The following is a 14,580-nucleotide window of genomic DNA, read 5'->3' as shown; positions in this document are numbered from 1 at the left end:
ATTCAGAAAAACAGGTCGATTCGGGCATAGATCGGGTGTTCGCGACGTTCAACGATGGCCGGGCGCTCCAGGGAGCGGGCGAGCACCAGCGAAGCGGCAAGGTGAGTACCGCGTGCGCTGAGCTCCCAGGCATGGCCGGTAAGGCGCCCGGCAACGTCAGGGTTGTGCGGGCCACGGCGGATCACTCCGACGTCGTAGCCAAAGCCCACGCCCACTTCGTGCACCCAGGGCCGCAGCGCGTCCCAGGCCACCGGTTGGCGCCAGCGCACCTGGCTGCGCCAGTAGCCGCCGCTATTGCCCGACAGGTTCTGTTGCTGGAACCCGCGCACCGCACCGAGGCCGCCGACGCTCAGGCGTTGTGGCCCATAGAGTTCGTCTTCGGCGTGTTGGCCGGTGGCCAGGCTGTCGACACTCCAGTGCTGGCCCAGCCAGCGAAAGGCCTGCAAATAGCTGAGGGTCAGGGTGTATTTCTGATAGCGCGAGGTCGGCGCGCCGCGCTGTGTAGAGAGATCGCGCTGGGCGTCCAGGGCGCCGATGCCCTGTTGCCAGCCGGCATCGAGGTTGAGAAAGGCGTTGCCGATGCGGCGGCCATGGTTGAAGCCCAGTTGACGCTCCGTGATGCGATGGCTGGAGGTGCGCAGCAACGCGTCTTCCAGGTAGTTGCGGGTCCGCAGGTGGCTCAGGCCAAAGCTGAACGCCGTCTTGCCCAGGTTATCGCGGTGCAGCACGCGCTCGGCGCGCAACTGCTGGCTGGACGTCTCGCCTGACAGTGCGAAGGCAAACCCGGAAAGGTCGTTGCGCGTACGGTAGAAGCTTTGGCTGTGGCTGACATTGAACGTCCACCAACCATACGGCAGGCTGTAGAACAGGTTCTGGCTGTGGGAATGGCGCCAGCGGTCGCTGACGGTGTCGCGGCTGGCCCGCAGGTTCAATTGATCCGCCAGGCCCAGGGGGCTGTCCCACTCCAGGCCGATACCGGCCTGCTGGCGACCGGTGCTGGCATCGCCATGGTTGTTGCGGTTGGCCGAGACACGCCAGGGTTCGCGGCGCTCACCCTTGAGCGTCACGCGGCTGCCCCCCACTGCCTGCCCCGGCAACACCTCAAGCTGCGGCTGGCGCGAGGGCAAGCGCGACATTTGATCCACCCACTGCTCCAGCTCGCGCAGGTCGAGCACCTCCCCTACGGTGCCGGGAAAGGTCATGGCGGACTCCAGCGGGCTGGCCAGCGATGAGCTGTCGAGCCCTTCAAGGCGCCCTTCGACCACGATGATGTTCAGTTCGCCATGTTTCAGGTCCTGCTGTGGCAGGTAGGCGCGGGTGGTGACGTAGCCGCGATGCAGGTAGTGATCGGTGAGGCTTTTGAGCACGGCGTTGAGTTGAGGCACCCCCAGGCAACGCCCCTGCCAGGGTTGCAGCAGCGCCTCTCGCTGGCCTTCGGGCAGCAATGTCGCGCCTTCAATGTTGATACGCGTGACGGTGATGCACTGGCCGTCTTCCAGCAGCGCGGGAGCCGTTGGCACAGCGATTTGGCCGGGCAGGTTCTGCAGGTCTTCAAGGCGACGACGCTGTTCTTCCAACACTTGCTGCTGACGCTCACGGGCCAATTCGCGGTCGCCGGGGGACGCGGGGGACGCGGCAAGAAGCGGACCTGAAAACAGCGCTATCCCCAGCAGCGCAGGTCGAAAAACAGCCGGCATCCTTTCACCCTCACACAGGTACTCAAATGGAAAGAGCACCCATGCTGCCGAGGCTGAAACGCTTAAGGAAAACAGGGAAGGTTACAAAAAATTCGGCGTTCCTGAAGGCGTCGCCCTGTCTGTCACACAGCCGTTGGAGGGCTGTCAGATGCTTCCGAACAATGTCAGTCGAAGGAAGAAACCGGATAGGAAGTGAGACTTGAAACGTACATTTCCTGGTTTTTTCTTACGCTGAAAGTCCTTTCCCCTACAAACGAGAAAGACAATTCAGAGAGGATAAGAAAGGAGATCTGTCAGAGGAAAAAGATCGGTGGCTGAACCCATGAGCACACAGGCATACCTGAAAGCGACAGGCGTAGATTAGCGTTCTGGCCCGGTCCATTTACATCGTAAAAATTGGAGTTACCCGACGAGCGGCAGCCCCTCAACTCAACAACACCACCCCACCCGGCAACTCCGTGCACTTGGCCCCATACGCATCCCGAATCAACAGTGCCACCCCCGCCAGTTGCTGCAGACTGAACCGCGCCTGTACCCGGCGCTGGCCCAGTTCCTTGTTCAGCAGCACTAGCATGCCCGGGCGATAACGGTTGATCTCGTCCACCACCGTCGCCAGCGTGGCGTTGTTGAACACCAGCACCTGTTCACGCCAGGCCACCACCGCCTGGGTGTCCACCGTTGTCACCTCGCTGACGCCGGCCGCGCCGTAGGTGAGTTGCCGGCCGCTGTCCAGGCGCACACTGCGCCCGGCGATGGCCACCGAAAGTGAACCGTCGATGCAGGTGACGCAGACCCGGTGGTCGGTATTGCGCACATTGAAGCGTGCCTGCGCCGCGCTGACCGAGCCTTCGCCGGCCTGGACCCGCAGCGGTTGCGCAACGTGGGTGACCACCTCGACTTCGCCTTCGAGCAATTCGATGCCCTCACCCACCCGGCTGATGCGGGTCTGGGTGTTGAGTTCCAGGCTGATACCTTGGCTCAACAGCACTTGGCGTTGCTCGCCGACTTCGGTGCGATAGTCCGCTGTAAGCCCGGCAAAGCCACCCGGTACACCGACCCGCACCATCACCACGGCTGCCGACGCGGCGATGGCCCCGCCGAGGAAGGCACGGCGGCCAAAGCTGCGCGGTTGCGACACCTGATCAAGCGCCGGCGCCAGTTGCTGCCACAGCATCTTGGCCTGCTCGAAAGCCTGGGCATGCTCCGGGCTCTGCGCGCACCAGGCTTTGAGGGCCTTGGCATCGGCCACGGTGGCGCGGCCCGAGGTCAGCAGGAGCAGCCAGTCGCGGGCTTCATCATGCAGGGGGCTGGCGGCGGACTGCCGGGCGGTGGAAAGGCTAAAAATATTCAAGCGCGCACGTACTCACGGATTTATCAGGGACTCGACACTAAGACGGTTTTCCGGCCCCGGGACCGAACCGCTGAATCACTTTTCTTTCCAGACGCTTGGCGCAGTGGCCCAGGGCGGCCTTGATTTCCTTTTCGACCATGCGCGTGGAAATGCCGAACCGCTGGGAGATTTCCAGGTGCGGCGCCTCTTCCAGGCGCGCGGCGATGAGGATCTTGCGCCGCCGCGCCGGCAATTCGTAGAGCGCCTTGACCAGGGATTGGATTTCTTTCTGGCCGCCCACCACCCGTGACGGGTCCTGGGCTTCGTCGGCGCTTTGCAGTAACTCTTCCACCTCGCTGCCGGTGAGCAGGCGCGCGTCGGCCTGGCGGCGGTCGGCGGCGATGTTCAGGGCCATGCGGTACAGATAGGCATTGGGCTGTTGCAGGTTCGGCGGCACGTCCATGCGGTCGACGCGCAGGTAGGTTTCGTGCAGCACGTCGTTGGCCAGGTCCTCCGAGCCCAGGCGCTTGCGCAACCGCACCTTGAAGTCTTCGTAAGAGGCCAGGAACAGGCTGACCATCGTACTGTGCCCGGTATTTTTCATCCCTCCGAGGCTCCTTTTGCGGCTGTGCATTCCATGCGCGTTCCTGTTGTGTCAGGCATCAAAAGTAAAGTCACCGGTTGGCGCAACGAGCTTGGCGCCGGGCGTTCGACCCGCGCCGCTGCCAGGCTGCGCACCAGTGCTTCATCGCGTTGTTCATCGCCGGTGGAACTCACCAACCGGCTGTGTTCGATCAACCCATCCGGGTTGACCCACACCTGCACCAGCGCGCGAAAACTGCCGGGCCGGGTCAGCGGCGAGCGGCACAGGCTGGTCTCGATGGCTTGCTGCAACGCCGTCGCGTAGCTGTTGTTGATCCGTGCAGCGTTGCGTGCCGCCGCCCCCCGCGTCGTGGGCGGCGGGTTGACTTGCGGGGTCTGCAAGGTAAACGCATCGCTGCGTGCATAACGGGCCATCAGGCCACTCCCTGTCAGCAATATCGCCAGTGCTTCTTGCGCCGTGAAGCGTCCGCGCACGGCGATGGAGCGCCGCCCGCGCGTCAACTCACGGTCCACCAGCACCGCCATCCCGGTGGCACGGCTGTAGGCTTGCAGTGCGTGTTCCAGGTCCTGCGCCGGCAGGTTCAACGACAACAGCGGTGACTCTGCCTGGGCCGCGCGACCACCGGCCAGCAGCAACAGCAAGACCAGGGCGCACATGACGCGCCTCCAGGCCCCCTGTCCACCCCCTGCTTTGCATCGCTGCACGGCCGACGCGCCCTAGAAAACCGTCATCCTGAGGCCAGTTTATGAACCTGATGTTACGGTGATAGCAAAAAAAACATCACGGTGATGAGAGGCCCGCTGCACTAGACTTCCAAGCCATACCGGCCCACTCCCTCGGGCCCGCCAGGAGGCCCGATGAAAACCTTGCCGACCCTTGCCAGCCTGTTGCTGTGCGCCACCCTGCCCTTGCTGGCCCATGCCGAAACTGCCGCCGGCACGTGCGCCGAGGTCAGCGTGGATGGCTACAAGGCCCCCGACTATGGCTGCCTGAGCCAGCAGATGGGCAACGACACCAACGCGACCAAAGCGGCCAAAAAGAACCGCGAGGCGCAGAACCTCCCCATCGAAAAACGCCCGCCGAACGCGCTGGGCCTATCCACCCCGGCGGCGACCAGCGTGCGCATGGGCAATACCTTCGGGACGTCGGTGAAACCGCAGCGGCCCTGAGGGCCAACCCTTTCAAAACGGGCGACAAGTCCCCTGTGGCGAGCGGGCTTGCCCCGCGTTGGGCTGCGCAGCAGCCCCGAAACCAGCGCCCGGAGTGTGCCTGATTCACCGCATTCCTCCTTCCAGGGTCGCTTCGCAACCCAACGCGGGGCAAGCCCGCTCGCCACAGTTGCAGTGTTCGTTCTTAATGGGAGGGTTTCAGCCAGAGACTGGGACCACGGGATCGCGTTTACCCTGTTGCTCGAGCTGGGGCTGCACATGATCTGGTGGGCAAGCGTGCGCAGATGGTCGGGGGGTGGTGTTGATGTTGGTGGGGGCGACGATTCTGTACGAGCACCTCTCGGTCCAGGCACACCGCACAATAATGTGGGAGGGGGCTTGCCCCCGATAACGGCGGGTCAGTCAATAATGCGGTGACTGCCCGACTGCTATCGGGGGCAAGCCCCCTCCCACAAGGGTTCTACAGCGGTTCAGGGAATGCGTTTCACGCCGCTTGGCTTTCTTTTTTCAAGCTGTCCATATCAATCACGAACCGATACTTCACATCGCCCTTGAGCATCCGCTCATACGCCTCGTTGATACCCTGGATATCGATCATCTCGATGTCCGAGACAATCCCGTGCCTGGCGCAGAAGTCGAGCATGTCCTGGGTCTCCTGGATGCCGCCGATCAACGAACCGGCCAGGCTGCGGCGCTTGAAGATCAGGTTGAATACCGTGGGCGACGGATGCGGGCTGTCGGGCGCGCCGACCAGGGTCATGGTGCCGTCACGCTTGAGCAAGTTAAGGAACGCATCGAGATTGTGCGGCGCGGCAACCGTATTGAGGATGAAGTCCAGGCTGTTGGCGACCTTGGCCATTTCGTCCGGGTTCTTCGACACCACCACCTGGTCGGCGCCCAGGCGCAGGCCGTCTTCGCGCTTGTTCGGTGAGGTGGTGAACAGCGTCACATGGGCGCCCATGGCATGGGCGATTTTCACCGCCATGTGGCCCAGGCCACCCAGGCCGACCACGCCGACTTTCTTGCCGGGGCCGACCTTCCAGTGATGCAGCGGCGAATAGGTCGTGATGCCGGCGCACAGCAACGGCGCCACGGCAGCCAGGTTGGCGTCATCATGGGAGATGCGCAGGACGAACTTCTGCTTGACCACGATGCTGTCCGAGTAGCCGCCGAAGGTGTTTTCACCGCCGAACACCGGGCCGTTGTAAGTGCCGGTAAAGCCGTTCTCGCAGTACTGCTCCTCGCCCTCGGCGCAGGACGCGCAGTGTTGGCAGCTGTCGACCATGCAGCCGACACCGGCCAGGTCACCCACCTTGAACTTCTGCACATTGGCGCCGACCGCCGTGACACGGCCGACGATTTCGTGGCCGGGCACCGACGGGTAAAGGGTGTTGTTCCACTCGTTGCGCACGGTGTGCAGGTCGGAGTGGCAGACCCCGCAGTAGAGAATGTCGATCTGCACGTCATCCGCCCCCGGCGCGCGGCGCTCAAAGGTGTAGGGCTTGAGGGAATCCTTGGCGTTCTGGGCGGCGTAGCTGTAAGTCTTGGCCATTTCGTTCACCTGTGTGATCGGATGCTGGAAGTCAGATGACCAGCATAGACGCTGAATCGTTCAACCGAGCACGTCCGTACAATCCGCCGGTCTGCCCCGCCCCTAAGATCGAGACTTTCTCAAAACGCGGGAGAGTGGGTATGTGTAGAAAAGTCAGGACGGTATCGCTGGCAGTCACCTTGCTGGCCGGGGCCATGATGAACAGCGCCTTCGCCGCAACACCTGCGGTCGCCGTGGCCCCGCAATACGACACTAGCCACGTCTACGTCGCTCCGGCCGATGTCGACCGTTTTACCCAGAGTTTCCTGGCTACTTTCGGCGGCAAAAGCACGCCCCAGGTGGTGGTGAATGTGTTGCCGGTGCCCAGCAGCACCACTTCGCAACTGCTGCAGACCCCGGCGGGCACGGTGTCGCTGTTCGGTTTCACCACGCCGATCCCGCACCCGTTCGGCCAGGAGCGCAACGGCTATCTGGTCAAGGACATGGACCTCGCCCTCAAGGCCGCCCGGGAGAACGGCGCGGCGGTGATCGTCAGCGACTTTCCCGACCCGATCGGGCGTGACGCGGTGGTGCAGTGGCCGGGCGGTGTGAACATGCAGCTTTACTGGCACACCAAGACCCCGGATTACGCTGCGTTCCAGACCGTGCCGGAAAACCGCGTGTACCTCAGTGCCGACCGTGCCGACACCTTCATCAAATCGTTTATCGGCTTCTCCCACGGCAAAGTCCTGGCGGATGACAAACACGCCCCTGGCGTGGATGTCGGCCAAGCCAGCGGCAACTACCGTCGCGTCGACATCGAATCGCCGTTCGGGCGCATGGCGGTGCTGGTCACCAACGGCCAACTGCCCTACCCGTTCGGCCACGAGACCACCGGCTATCAAGTGGCTGACCTGACGGCCACCCTGGGCAAGGCCACCGGCTCCGGCGCCAAAGTCTTGGTGCCTGCGTTCGACAGCAAAGGCCGTCGCAGTGCGTTGGTGGAGTTTCCGGGCGGCTACGTCGCGGAGATCCATCAGTTCAACGCCGCAAAATGACGCGTCGCACAGGCTGGGGCCTGGCCGTACTGTGGCCGCTGCTCGTCGGCAGCGTCCACGCCGACGAGCAAGCGACACGCCCGGCCATCAAGGCCAACCGCTGGCAGGAAGACTGGTCGGTGCTGCGGGACCCGGCGCTGCGCACGCAGCCGCTGGACAGCTTGAAGTACATCCCGCTGTCCAGTGCGAACCCCTACACCTACCTGTCCCTGGGCGCGACGTTGCGCGAGCGATTCGAGATGAACGATGCCAGTGGCTTCGGCGTGCGGGATGTGAAGCGTGATCGCTACCTGATCCAACGCTTCCAGGTCCACGCCGACCTGCATCTGAACGAGCACTGGCGGGTGTTCACCCAATTGGAAGATGTGCGGGCGTACGACAAGACCACGATCGGCGGCGCCGACCAGAACCGCGTCGACCTGCGCCTGGCCTTCGCCGAGTATGTGAATACCTTCAGCAGCGGCACCCTCAAGGCGCGTGCCGGGCGCCAGGATTTCGCCTTCGACCTGCAGCGCTTCATCTCATCGCGGGACGGCCCGAATGTGCGGCAGTCCTTCGATGCGCTGTGGGCCGACTGGGAGACGTCTAACTGGCGTTTTATCGGGATCGCCAGCCAGCCGGTGCAGTATCAGGACGGGCGGCACTTCGACGACAAATCCAACAGCGATGCGCGCTTCCACATGGCCCGCGTGGAGCGACTGGTGGGTGGCAAGAACGAGTTGTCCGCCTACTACGGCGTGTATGAGCGCACCGCCGCCCATTACCTGGACGCCGACGGCGACGAGACCCGCCATCTGTTCGACGCACGCCTGGGCGGCGCGGCCATGGGCTTTGACTGGGACATTGAAGCGATGCTGCAAAGCGGCGCGGTCGGCAACAAGGATATTCGCGCCTGGGCCGGTGGCAGCCGTACCGGCTACACCTTCGACAGCCTGGCCTGGAAGCCGCGCATCGGCCTGCAACTGGACATCGCCTCGGGCGACCGCAAAACCGGGGATGGCACCGTCGGCACCTTCAATCCGCTGTTCCCCAACGGTTACTACTTTTCCCTGGCGGGCTACACCGGCTACAGCAACCTGATTCACGTCAAGCCGTCGATCACGCTCAAGCCGATCGACAAGCTCAGCGTGCAAACCGCCATCGGCCTGCTGTGGCGCCAAACCACCAGCGATGCGGTCTACACCCAGCCCAACCTGCCGGTGGCCGGCACCGCAGGCCAGGGCGATCGCTGGACCGGCGCCTATGCGCAAGTGCGCACCGACTATGTGTTCAGCCCCAACCTCACCGGCGCCGTCGAGGCCGTGCACTATGACGTGGGCCAGACCCTGCGCGATGCCGGGGGTGACGACAGCAATTACCTGGGGGTCGAGCTGAAATTCAGCTGGTAACCCCAACCAAGCACACCCGTACAAGCTCGACGCACGCTTTACACCAATAGTGACGCCGAGCCTTTTCCCTCGACCCAAGGAGTTTTCCATGAGCACATTCGTCGCCAAAGACGGTACCCAGATCTATTTCAAAGACTGGGGCAGCGGTAAACCCGTGCTGTTCAGCCACGGCTGGCCGCTGGACGCCGACATGTGGGAATACCAGATGGAATACCTGAGCAGCCGCGGCTTTCGCACCATCGCCTTTGACCGTCGTGGGTTCGGCCGCTCGGATCAGCCGTGGACCGGCAATGACTACAACACCTTCGCCGACGATATCGCCCAGTTGATCGAACACCTGGACCTCAAGGACGTGACCCTGGTGGGCTTCTCCATGGGCGGTGGCGACGTGGCTCGCTACATTGCACGCCACGGCAGCGCGCGCGTGGCCGGCCTGGTGTTGCTGGGTGCGGTAACCCCGCTGTTCGGCCAGAAGCCGGATTACCCGCAGGGCGTGCCGACTGAAGTGTTCGATGGCATCAAGGCCGGCCTGTTGAAGGACCGTGCGCAATTCATCAGCGACTTCAACACGCCGTTCTTCGGCATCAACCAGGGCCAGAAGGTCTCTGACGGTGTGCTGACCCAGACCCTGCAAGTGGCCATGCTGGCATCCCTCAAGTCGACGGTGGATTGCGTCACCGCGTTCTCCGAAACCGACTTCCGCCCGGACATGACCAAGATCGACGTACCGACCCTGGTGATCCACGGTGACGGCGACCAGATCGTACCGTTCGAAACCACCGGTAAAGTGGCGGCCGCCTCGATCAAGGGCGCAGAACTGAAAGTCTACAAGGACGCGCCCCACGGGTTCGCCGTGACCCATGCGCAGCAGTTGAATGAAGACCTGCTGGCGTTCCTGCAACGCTGAAACGCCTGAACCACCCTCTCCTTATTTTGGCCGGGCTTGCCCGGCCTTTTTTTAGCTCAGGAGAAACGCTGGCTCAGGACCAGGCGACCCGGCCCGCTGATCAGCAGGGTGGTGAAGATGATCAACAGCAGCCAGCCGAACTGCCCTTCGAACAGCGTCCACTCCGGGTGTACCACCAACAGGGCGATCAACAGCACCGCCAGGATCGGCAGGCATGCCAGGCGCACCAGCACCCCGGCAACGATCAGCAGCGGGCACAGCACTTCGGCGAAAATCGCCAGCAGCAACGTGATAGTCGCCCCCAGGTGAAACGGGTCTTCGATCAGCTTCAATTGCTCGCTGTAGTTGAGCAACTTGGGCAGGCCATGCACCCACAGCAGGAACAGCGCCCCGCTGATCCGTAGAAACAATAGTCCCAGGTCCTGACGCGTCGATTCGTTCATACGTGCTCTCGGTTGATTGCCACAAACATCGATTGTGTCGACCGAGCCACCCACGCGCTTGCAAGCCTGTGCTGACCTCACTCCCCCGTGCCGGCAAACGCCGCGACGATCTCCTCGATTACCGCGCGCACCCGTGCGGTGTGGCGCAGATCGGCGTGGGTCACCAGCCACACGTCATACGGCAGTGGCCGGGTGCGCTCCGGCCACAGGCGCACCAACCCGTCGCGCTCACCGGTGCACACCGGGATTTCACCGATGCCGATGCCGGCAGCAATGGAGCGGCGCACCAGCAGGCTGGAGCTCAAGGCCGCGACAATGCGTCCACGGCCCAAGGGTTCGGAGACCAGGGTCATGTCCTTCTGACTTTGCAGGTGAGGTTGGTAGACCACCAGGTCATGGCCTTCGAACAGGCTGCCCGGCTCGGGTACGCCGTGGCGGTCGAGGTAGCCCTGGGACGCAAACAAACCGAGCGGCCAGCGCGCAATGCGCCGGGCGATCAGGTCGGGGTTATCCGGGCGCTGGTTGCGCACGGCGATATCGGCTTCACGCTTGGCCAGGCTGAGGATCTGTGTGGACGCGTCCAATTGCACGCGCACGTCGGGGTGTTGGTCGTGCAGGCGGGCGATGGCCGGGATCAGGAAGTCGATGGCCAGGGAATCGGTGGTACTGACCCTCACCGTGCCGGTCAGGCGGTCATCCAGGCCCTGGATCTGGCGCTCCAGGTCGAGGGCCGAGCGCTCCATTTTCTCCACCGAAAGCAACGCCGCTTCGCCGACCGCCGTGAGCGCGTAGCCCTCGGAGGTGCGCAGGAACAAGGTGGCGTTCAAGGACTTTTCCAAAGCGTTGACCCGGCGCCCCACCGTGGCCTGGTCGACGCCCAGCACCCGTGCAGCGCCACGCAGTGTGGACTCGCGGCACACCGCCAGGAATACCCGTGCATCGTCCCAATTCATGCTGCCCCCATTGATGAATATATGCATCGCAATAGCGCTAAATCGCTGCATTATTGCATCGAAAAACCTCGCTATGCTGGCCGCCAGAGAAAAAAATTCAGGACAGCCATCATGCACGACGCCCATGCTCCATCCCGTAGCGCGGTCTGGCTGCCGATCTTCGCCGGCCTGTGTGCCAGCCTGGTCAGCATCGGCCTGGCACGCTTTGCCTACACGCCGCTGATCCCCAGCCTGATCCAGGCCCAATGGTTTTCCGCCAATGACGTGGTCTACCTCGGCGCCGCCAACCTGGTGGGTTACCTGATCGGTGCGCTGATCGGTCGGCCCATCGCCCAGCGCACCTCCAACACGACCGCCCTGCGCATCATGATGGTGGCGGTGACCCTGGCGTTCTTCGCCTGTGCTTTCCCGCTGTCGGTGGTGTGGTTCTTTGCCTGGCGCCTGCTGTCGGGGATTGCCGGTGGCGCGATCATGGTGCTGGTGGCGGCGACCGTACTGCCCCATGTACCGGCGGCACGGAGAGGCCTGGCCAGTGGCGCGATTTTCCTGGGCATCGGCCTGGGCATTGCCGCGTCCGGTACGCTGGTGCCGCCGCTGTTGAGCCTGGGCTTGCAGCAGACCTGGCTGGGCCTGGGCCTGCTGGCGCTGCTGTTGACGGCGGCCAGCTGGTTCGCCTGGCCCAGCGGGACGCTGCACGCAGCAGCGACCCAGGCGGACACTTCAGCGCGAATGCCGTCCGGCGTGTACCTGTTGTTCGCGCAATACGCCTTCATGGCCGCAGGCCTGGTGCCGGCGATGGTGTTCCTGGTCGATTACGTGGCCCGTGGCCTGGGTGACGGTGCGCACCTCGGCGCGATGATCTGGGTGATGTACGGCCTGGGCGCGATTGTGGGGCCGGTGACCTACGGATTCCTCGCCGACAAACTCGGTGCGCGCTTGAGTATTCGCGTGGTGCTGGTGGTACAGGCGATTGCCGTCGGCCTGTTACCGCTGGCCAGTTCGTTCACGGCCCTTGCCGTACTGGCGGTGATCCTCGGTTCGTTCCCGCCAGGCATCGTGCCGCTGGCCTTGGCGCGGGTGCATGAACTGCTGCCCGACCCTCACCAGCAACAAGTGGCATGGAGCCGCGCCACCATCTCCTTTGCTACCTTCCAGGCACTGTCCGGGTTTGCCTACTCGGCACTGTTCAACAGCAGCGGCGGCCAGCATGCGCTGTTGTTCGTGATTGCCGCTGGCGCCATCGTGGTCGCCCTGGCCCTGGAACTGGGCATGATTGTGCTGAACCGTCGACCGCTCGACACGGTCCCAACCCATACGCTCCCTCTTACAGGATTTGCCAAATGACCCTGCCTACCGACATGACCCTGATTGAAATCACCACGCCCGGCGGCCCCGAGGTGCTCAAGCCGCGCCAGGAACCGGTGCCCTCCCCGGCCCCCGGCGAAATCCTGGTCCGCGTGCACGCCGCCGGGGTCAACCGCCCCGACGCCTTGCAACGGGCCGGCAAGTACCCGATGAAACCCGGCTTCAGCCCGATTCCCGGCCTGGAAGTGGCCGGCGAAGTGGTCGCGCTGGGCGCAGGGGTCAGCGAATATGCGATTGGCGACAGGGTCTGCGCCCTGACCAACGGCGGCGGCTACGCCCAATACTGCGCAGTGCCTGCCAGCCAGGCGTTGCCGGTTCCCGAAGGCATGGAGTGGATTCAAGCCGCCGCCATCCCGGAAACTTTTTTCACCGTGTGGGCCAACCTGTTCAGCATCGGCGGCGCGCACAAGGGCCAACGCGTGCTGATCCACGGCGGCACCAGCGGGATCGGCACCACCGCGCTGATGCTGTGCCGCGAGTTCGGTATCCAGGCATTCGCCACCGCCGGCAGCGAAGAGAAATGTGCGGCCATCCGTGCCTTGGGCGCTGAAGCGATCAATTATCGCGAGCAGGATTTTGCCGAGGTGATCGGAGATCAAGGCGTCAATGTGATCCTCGACATCATGGGCGCCTCCTACCTCAACAATAACCTCAAGGCGCTGGCCATGGACGGACGCCTGGTGATGCTGGGCTTCCTCGGCGGCGCCAAGGCCAATGATGTGGACCTGCTGACCATCCTCGGCAAACGCGCCATCGTCACCGGCTCGTTGCTGCGTGCCCGCACCAAGGACGAGAAAGCCGCCATCGCCGAGCAACTGCGCGAGCATGTATGGCCGGTGCTGTCAGCCGGGCGCTGCCTGCCGATGATCGACCAGGTGTTCGATTACACCGAGGCCGATCAGGCGCATGCGCGGATGGAAGGTGGCGATCACATTGGCAAGATTGTGTTGCGGGTGGTTTGATTACCCGGCGAACACCGGGTAGTCGACGTAACCCGCTTCGCCGCCCCCATACATCCCTTCCGCCCGCAGCGGGTTCAACGGCCAGTCGTTGAAAATCCGCTGCGGCAAGTCCGGATTGGCGATGAATGGCCGGCCGAACGCGATCAAATCCGCCAGCCCTGCTTCAACCAGATCAGCACCGCGTTCAGCGGTGTAGCGACCGGCGTAGATGATCCGCCCGCTGAAGGTGTCCCGTACCGCTCGGCGGAACGATTCGGGCAATACCGGGGCGTTATCCCAATCGGCTTCGGCAATCGACACATAGGCAATGCCCGACGCTTCCAGCACCTTGATCGCTTCGATATAGGTGTGGTGCGGGTCGTCTTCCACCAGGCCGATGTACACCCGGTCCTGGTCGGTGCCGCTGAACAGCGGCGAGAAACGCACACCCAGGCGCTCTGGCCCGACCACGGCGGTCACCGCTTCGACGATCTCGCGCAGGAAGCGCAGGCGGTTGTGCAGCGAGCCACCGTATTCATCCTCACGCTGGTTGGAATGGGCGGAGATGAACTGGTTGACCAGGTAACCATTCGCCGAGTGGATCTCCACCCCGTCGAACCCGGCATCCAATGCATTGCGCGCCGCTTGGGCGTAGTGCCCGACCAGTTCCTCGATCTCCAGGGTGGTCAACGCTCGCGGCACCGGCGGTTGCTTCAACTCACCCTCGCCCAGCGCGGTTTCGATGAAGGCCTTGGCCTGCAATGCCTGGAGCGCAGACGGTGCCACCGGTGCGGCGCCGTCCGGTTGCAAGGCGTTATGGGACACCCGACCGACATGCCACAACTGGGCAAAGATCACTCCGCCTTCGGCATGCACCGCCTCGGTGACCTTGCGCCAGCCGTCGATCTGCGCCGGCGTATAAATACCCGGCGTCCACGCGTAACCCTGGCCACGCGGTTCAATCTGCGTACCCTCACTGACCATGAAGCCGGCACTGGCGCGCTGGCGGTAATACTCGGCCATCAAGTCAGTGGCGATATCGCCCGGCTGGGCGCTGCGCTGGCGCGTCAACGGTGGCAGCACAATACGGTTGTTCAGCGTGTGGTGCCCCAGGTTTACCGGGGTACTTAAAATAGAGTGATTCATTGAATAATTTCCAAATAGCGGGCGCGCTAAAGCATTGGCGACTTTTAC

14 protein-coding genes and 1 pseudogene are annotated in these 14,580 nt (G+C 63.5%); 7 read left to right on the top strand and 8 right to left on the bottom strand.

Annotated features, from left to right (window positions below):
* Window positions 1–2: 2 nt before the first annotated feature.
* The 4 genes from ACZ445_RS11550 to ACZ445_RS11535 all read right to left on the bottom strand — a co-directional run bounded on the left by ACZ445_RS11550 (window position 3) and on the right by ACZ445_RS11535 (window position 4,287).
* Window positions 3–1,697, bottom strand: a complete 1,695-nt coding sequence (locus tag ACZ445_RS11550; RefSeq protein ID WP_058427248.1) for a ShlB/FhaC/HecB family hemolysin secretion/activation protein — start codon at window positions 1,695–1,697, stop codon at window positions 3–5.
* A gap of 424 nt (window positions 1,698–2,121) precedes the next feature.
* Window positions 2,122–3,048 carry a FecR family protein gene (locus tag ACZ445_RS11545; protein WP_058427249.1) on the bottom strand — a complete coding sequence of 309 codons (927 nt, stop codon included), beginning with the start codon at window positions 3,046–3,048 and terminating at the stop codon, window positions 2,122–2,124.
* Window positions 3,049–3,085: 37 nt separating this feature from the next.
* Window positions 3,086–3,631, bottom strand: a complete 546-nt coding sequence (locus tag ACZ445_RS11540) for an RNA polymerase sigma factor (RefSeq protein ID WP_016980117.1) — start codon at window positions 3,629–3,631, stop codon at window positions 3,086–3,088.
* Entirely contained in the window at window positions 3,628–4,287 is a 660-nt protein-coding gene (locus ACZ445_RS11535) for a secretin and TonB N-terminal domain-containing protein (protein WP_058427250.1), read from the bottom strand. The genes ACZ445_RS11540 and ACZ445_RS11535 overlap by 4 nt, the downstream gene beginning before the upstream one ends.
* Window positions 4,288–4,488: 201 nt before the next feature.
* Here ACZ445_RS11535 and ACZ445_RS11530 point away from each other — a divergent pair, with 201 nt between their 5' ends.
* Together ACZ445_RS11530 and ACZ445_RS11525 are read left to right on the top strand one after the other, a co-directional pair.
* Window positions 4,489–4,800, top strand: coding sequence for a hypothetical protein (locus ACZ445_RS11530; protein WP_058427251.1), 312 nt, complete (start codon window positions 4,489–4,491; stop codon window positions 4,798–4,800).
* Window positions 4,801–5,063: 263 nt separating this feature from the next.
* Window positions 5,064–5,191: pseudogene (locus ACZ445_RS11525) on the top strand (hypothetical protein); the annotation flags it as partial.
* Window positions 5,192–5,284: 93 nt separating this feature from the next.
* On the opposite strand, the gene ACZ445_RS11520 reads toward ACZ445_RS11525, so the two are convergent.
* Window positions 5,285–6,352, bottom strand: coding sequence for an NAD(P)-dependent alcohol dehydrogenase (locus tag ACZ445_RS11520; RefSeq protein ID WP_058426945.1), 1,068 nt, complete (start codon window positions 6,350–6,352; stop codon window positions 5,285–5,287).
* Window positions 6,353–6,492: 140 nt separating this feature from the next.
* Here ACZ445_RS11520 and ACZ445_RS11515 point away from each other — a divergent pair, with 140 nt between their 5' ends.
* The 3 genes from ACZ445_RS11515 (at window position 6,493) to ACZ445_RS11505 (ending at window position 9,684) form a co-directional block, all read left to right on the top strand.
* The gene (locus ACZ445_RS11515) at window positions 6,493–7,389 is read left to right on the top strand and encodes a VOC family protein (protein ID WP_058426946.1); all 897 of its coding nucleotides are present in this window, start codon (window positions 6,493–6,495) and stop codon (window positions 7,387–7,389) included.
* Window positions 7,386–8,777 carry an alginate export family protein gene (locus tag ACZ445_RS11510; RefSeq protein WP_058426947.1) on the top strand — a complete coding sequence of 464 codons (1,392 nt, stop codon included), beginning with the start codon at window positions 7,386–7,388 and terminating at the stop codon, window positions 8,775–8,777. The genes ACZ445_RS11515 and ACZ445_RS11510 overlap by 4 nt, the downstream gene beginning before the upstream one ends.
* A gap of 88 nt (window positions 8,778–8,865) precedes the next feature.
* Window positions 8,866–9,684: an alpha/beta fold hydrolase gene (locus ACZ445_RS11505; RefSeq protein ID WP_058426948.1), complete on the top strand. Its 819-nt coding sequence runs from the start codon at window positions 8,866–8,868 to the stop codon at window positions 9,682–9,684.
* Window positions 9,685–9,740: 56 nt separating this feature from the next.
* Here ACZ445_RS11505 and ACZ445_RS11500 read toward each other — a convergent pair whose 3' ends face one another.
* Window positions 9,741–10,127, bottom strand: coding sequence for a DoxX family protein (locus ACZ445_RS11500; protein WP_058426949.1), 387 nt, complete (start codon window positions 10,125–10,127; stop codon window positions 9,741–9,743).
* Between the two features lie 77 nt (window positions 10,128–10,204).
* On the bottom strand, window positions 10,205–11,080 hold the full coding sequence (locus ACZ445_RS11495) for a LysR family transcriptional regulator (protein WP_058427152.1): 876 nt from the start codon (window positions 11,078–11,080) through the stop codon (window positions 10,205–10,207).
* Between the two features lie 111 nt (window positions 11,081–11,191).
* Between ACZ445_RS11495 and ACZ445_RS11490 the strand changes: the two genes are divergently transcribed.
* Entirely contained in the window at window positions 11,192–12,424 is a 1,233-nt protein-coding gene (locus tag ACZ445_RS11490; RefSeq protein WP_058426950.1) for a YbfB/YjiJ family MFS transporter, read from the top strand.
* Window positions 12,421–13,407 carry an NAD(P)H-quinone oxidoreductase gene (locus tag ACZ445_RS11485; RefSeq protein ID WP_058426951.1) on the top strand — a complete coding sequence of 329 codons (987 nt, stop codon included), beginning with the start codon at window positions 12,421–12,423 and terminating at the stop codon, window positions 13,405–13,407. The genes ACZ445_RS11490 and ACZ445_RS11485 overlap by 4 nt, the downstream gene beginning before the upstream one ends.
* Here ACZ445_RS11485 and ACZ445_RS11480 read toward each other — a convergent pair whose 3' ends face one another.
* Window positions 13,408–14,532 (bottom strand): alkene reductase, encoded by a 1,125-nt coding sequence (locus ACZ445_RS11480; protein ID WP_058426952.1) that lies wholly within the window; start codon window positions 14,530–14,532, stop codon window positions 13,408–13,410.
* Between the last annotated feature and the right edge of the window lie 48 nt (window positions 14,533–14,580).

This window comes from Pseudomonas allii, from assembly GCF_055380095.1.
This window is presented reverse-complemented; position numbering and strand designations above follow the sequence as displayed.

Bases quoted from the DNA above. Each gene is read 5' to 3' on its own strand.
- ACZ445_RS11550 (WP_058427248.1), bottom strand. From the start codon at position 1,697: ATGCCGGCTGTTTTTCGACCTGCGCTGCTGGGGATAGCGCTGTTTTCA.
- ACZ445_RS11540 (WP_016980117.1), bottom strand. From the start codon at position 3,631: ATGAAAAATACCGGGCACAGTACGATGGTCAGCCTGTTCCTGGCCTCT.
- ACZ445_RS11535 (WP_058427250.1), bottom strand. From the start codon at position 4,287: ATGTGCGCCCTGGTCTTGCTGTTGCTGCTGGCCGGTGGTCGCGCGGCC.
- ACZ445_RS11530 (WP_058427251.1), top strand. From the start codon at position 4,489: ATGAAAACCTTGCCGACCCTTGCCAGCCTGTTGCTGTGCGCCACCCTG.
- ACZ445_RS11520 (WP_058426945.1), bottom strand. From the start codon at position 6,352: ATGGCCAAGACTTACAGCTACGCCGCCCAGAACGCCAAGGATTCCCTC.
- ACZ445_RS11515 (WP_058426946.1), top strand. From the start codon at position 6,493: ATGTGTAGAAAAGTCAGGACGGTATCGCTGGCAGTCACCTTGCTGGCC.
- ACZ445_RS11510 (WP_058426947.1), top strand. From the start codon at position 7,386: ATGACGCGTCGCACAGGCTGGGGCCTGGCCGTACTGTGGCCGCTGCTC.
- ACZ445_RS11505 (WP_058426948.1), top strand. From the start codon at position 8,866: ATGAGCACATTCGTCGCCAAAGACGGTACCCAGATCTATTTCAAAGAC.
- ACZ445_RS11500 (WP_058426949.1), bottom strand. From the start codon at position 10,127: ATGAACGAATCGACGCGTCAGGACCTGGGACTATTGTTTCTACGGATC.
- ACZ445_RS11495 (WP_058427152.1), bottom strand. From the start codon at position 11,080: ATGAATTGGGACGATGCACGGGTATTCCTGGCGGTGTGCCGCGAGTCC.
- ACZ445_RS11490 (WP_058426950.1), top strand. From the start codon at position 11,192: ATGCACGACGCCCATGCTCCATCCCGTAGCGCGGTCTGGCTGCCGATC.
- ACZ445_RS11485 (WP_058426951.1), top strand. From the start codon at position 12,421: ATGACCCTGCCTACCGACATGACCCTGATTGAAATCACCACGCCCGGC.
- ACZ445_RS11480 (WP_058426952.1), bottom strand. From the start codon at position 14,532: ATGAATCACTCTATTTTAAGTACCCCGGTAAACCTGGGGCACCACACG.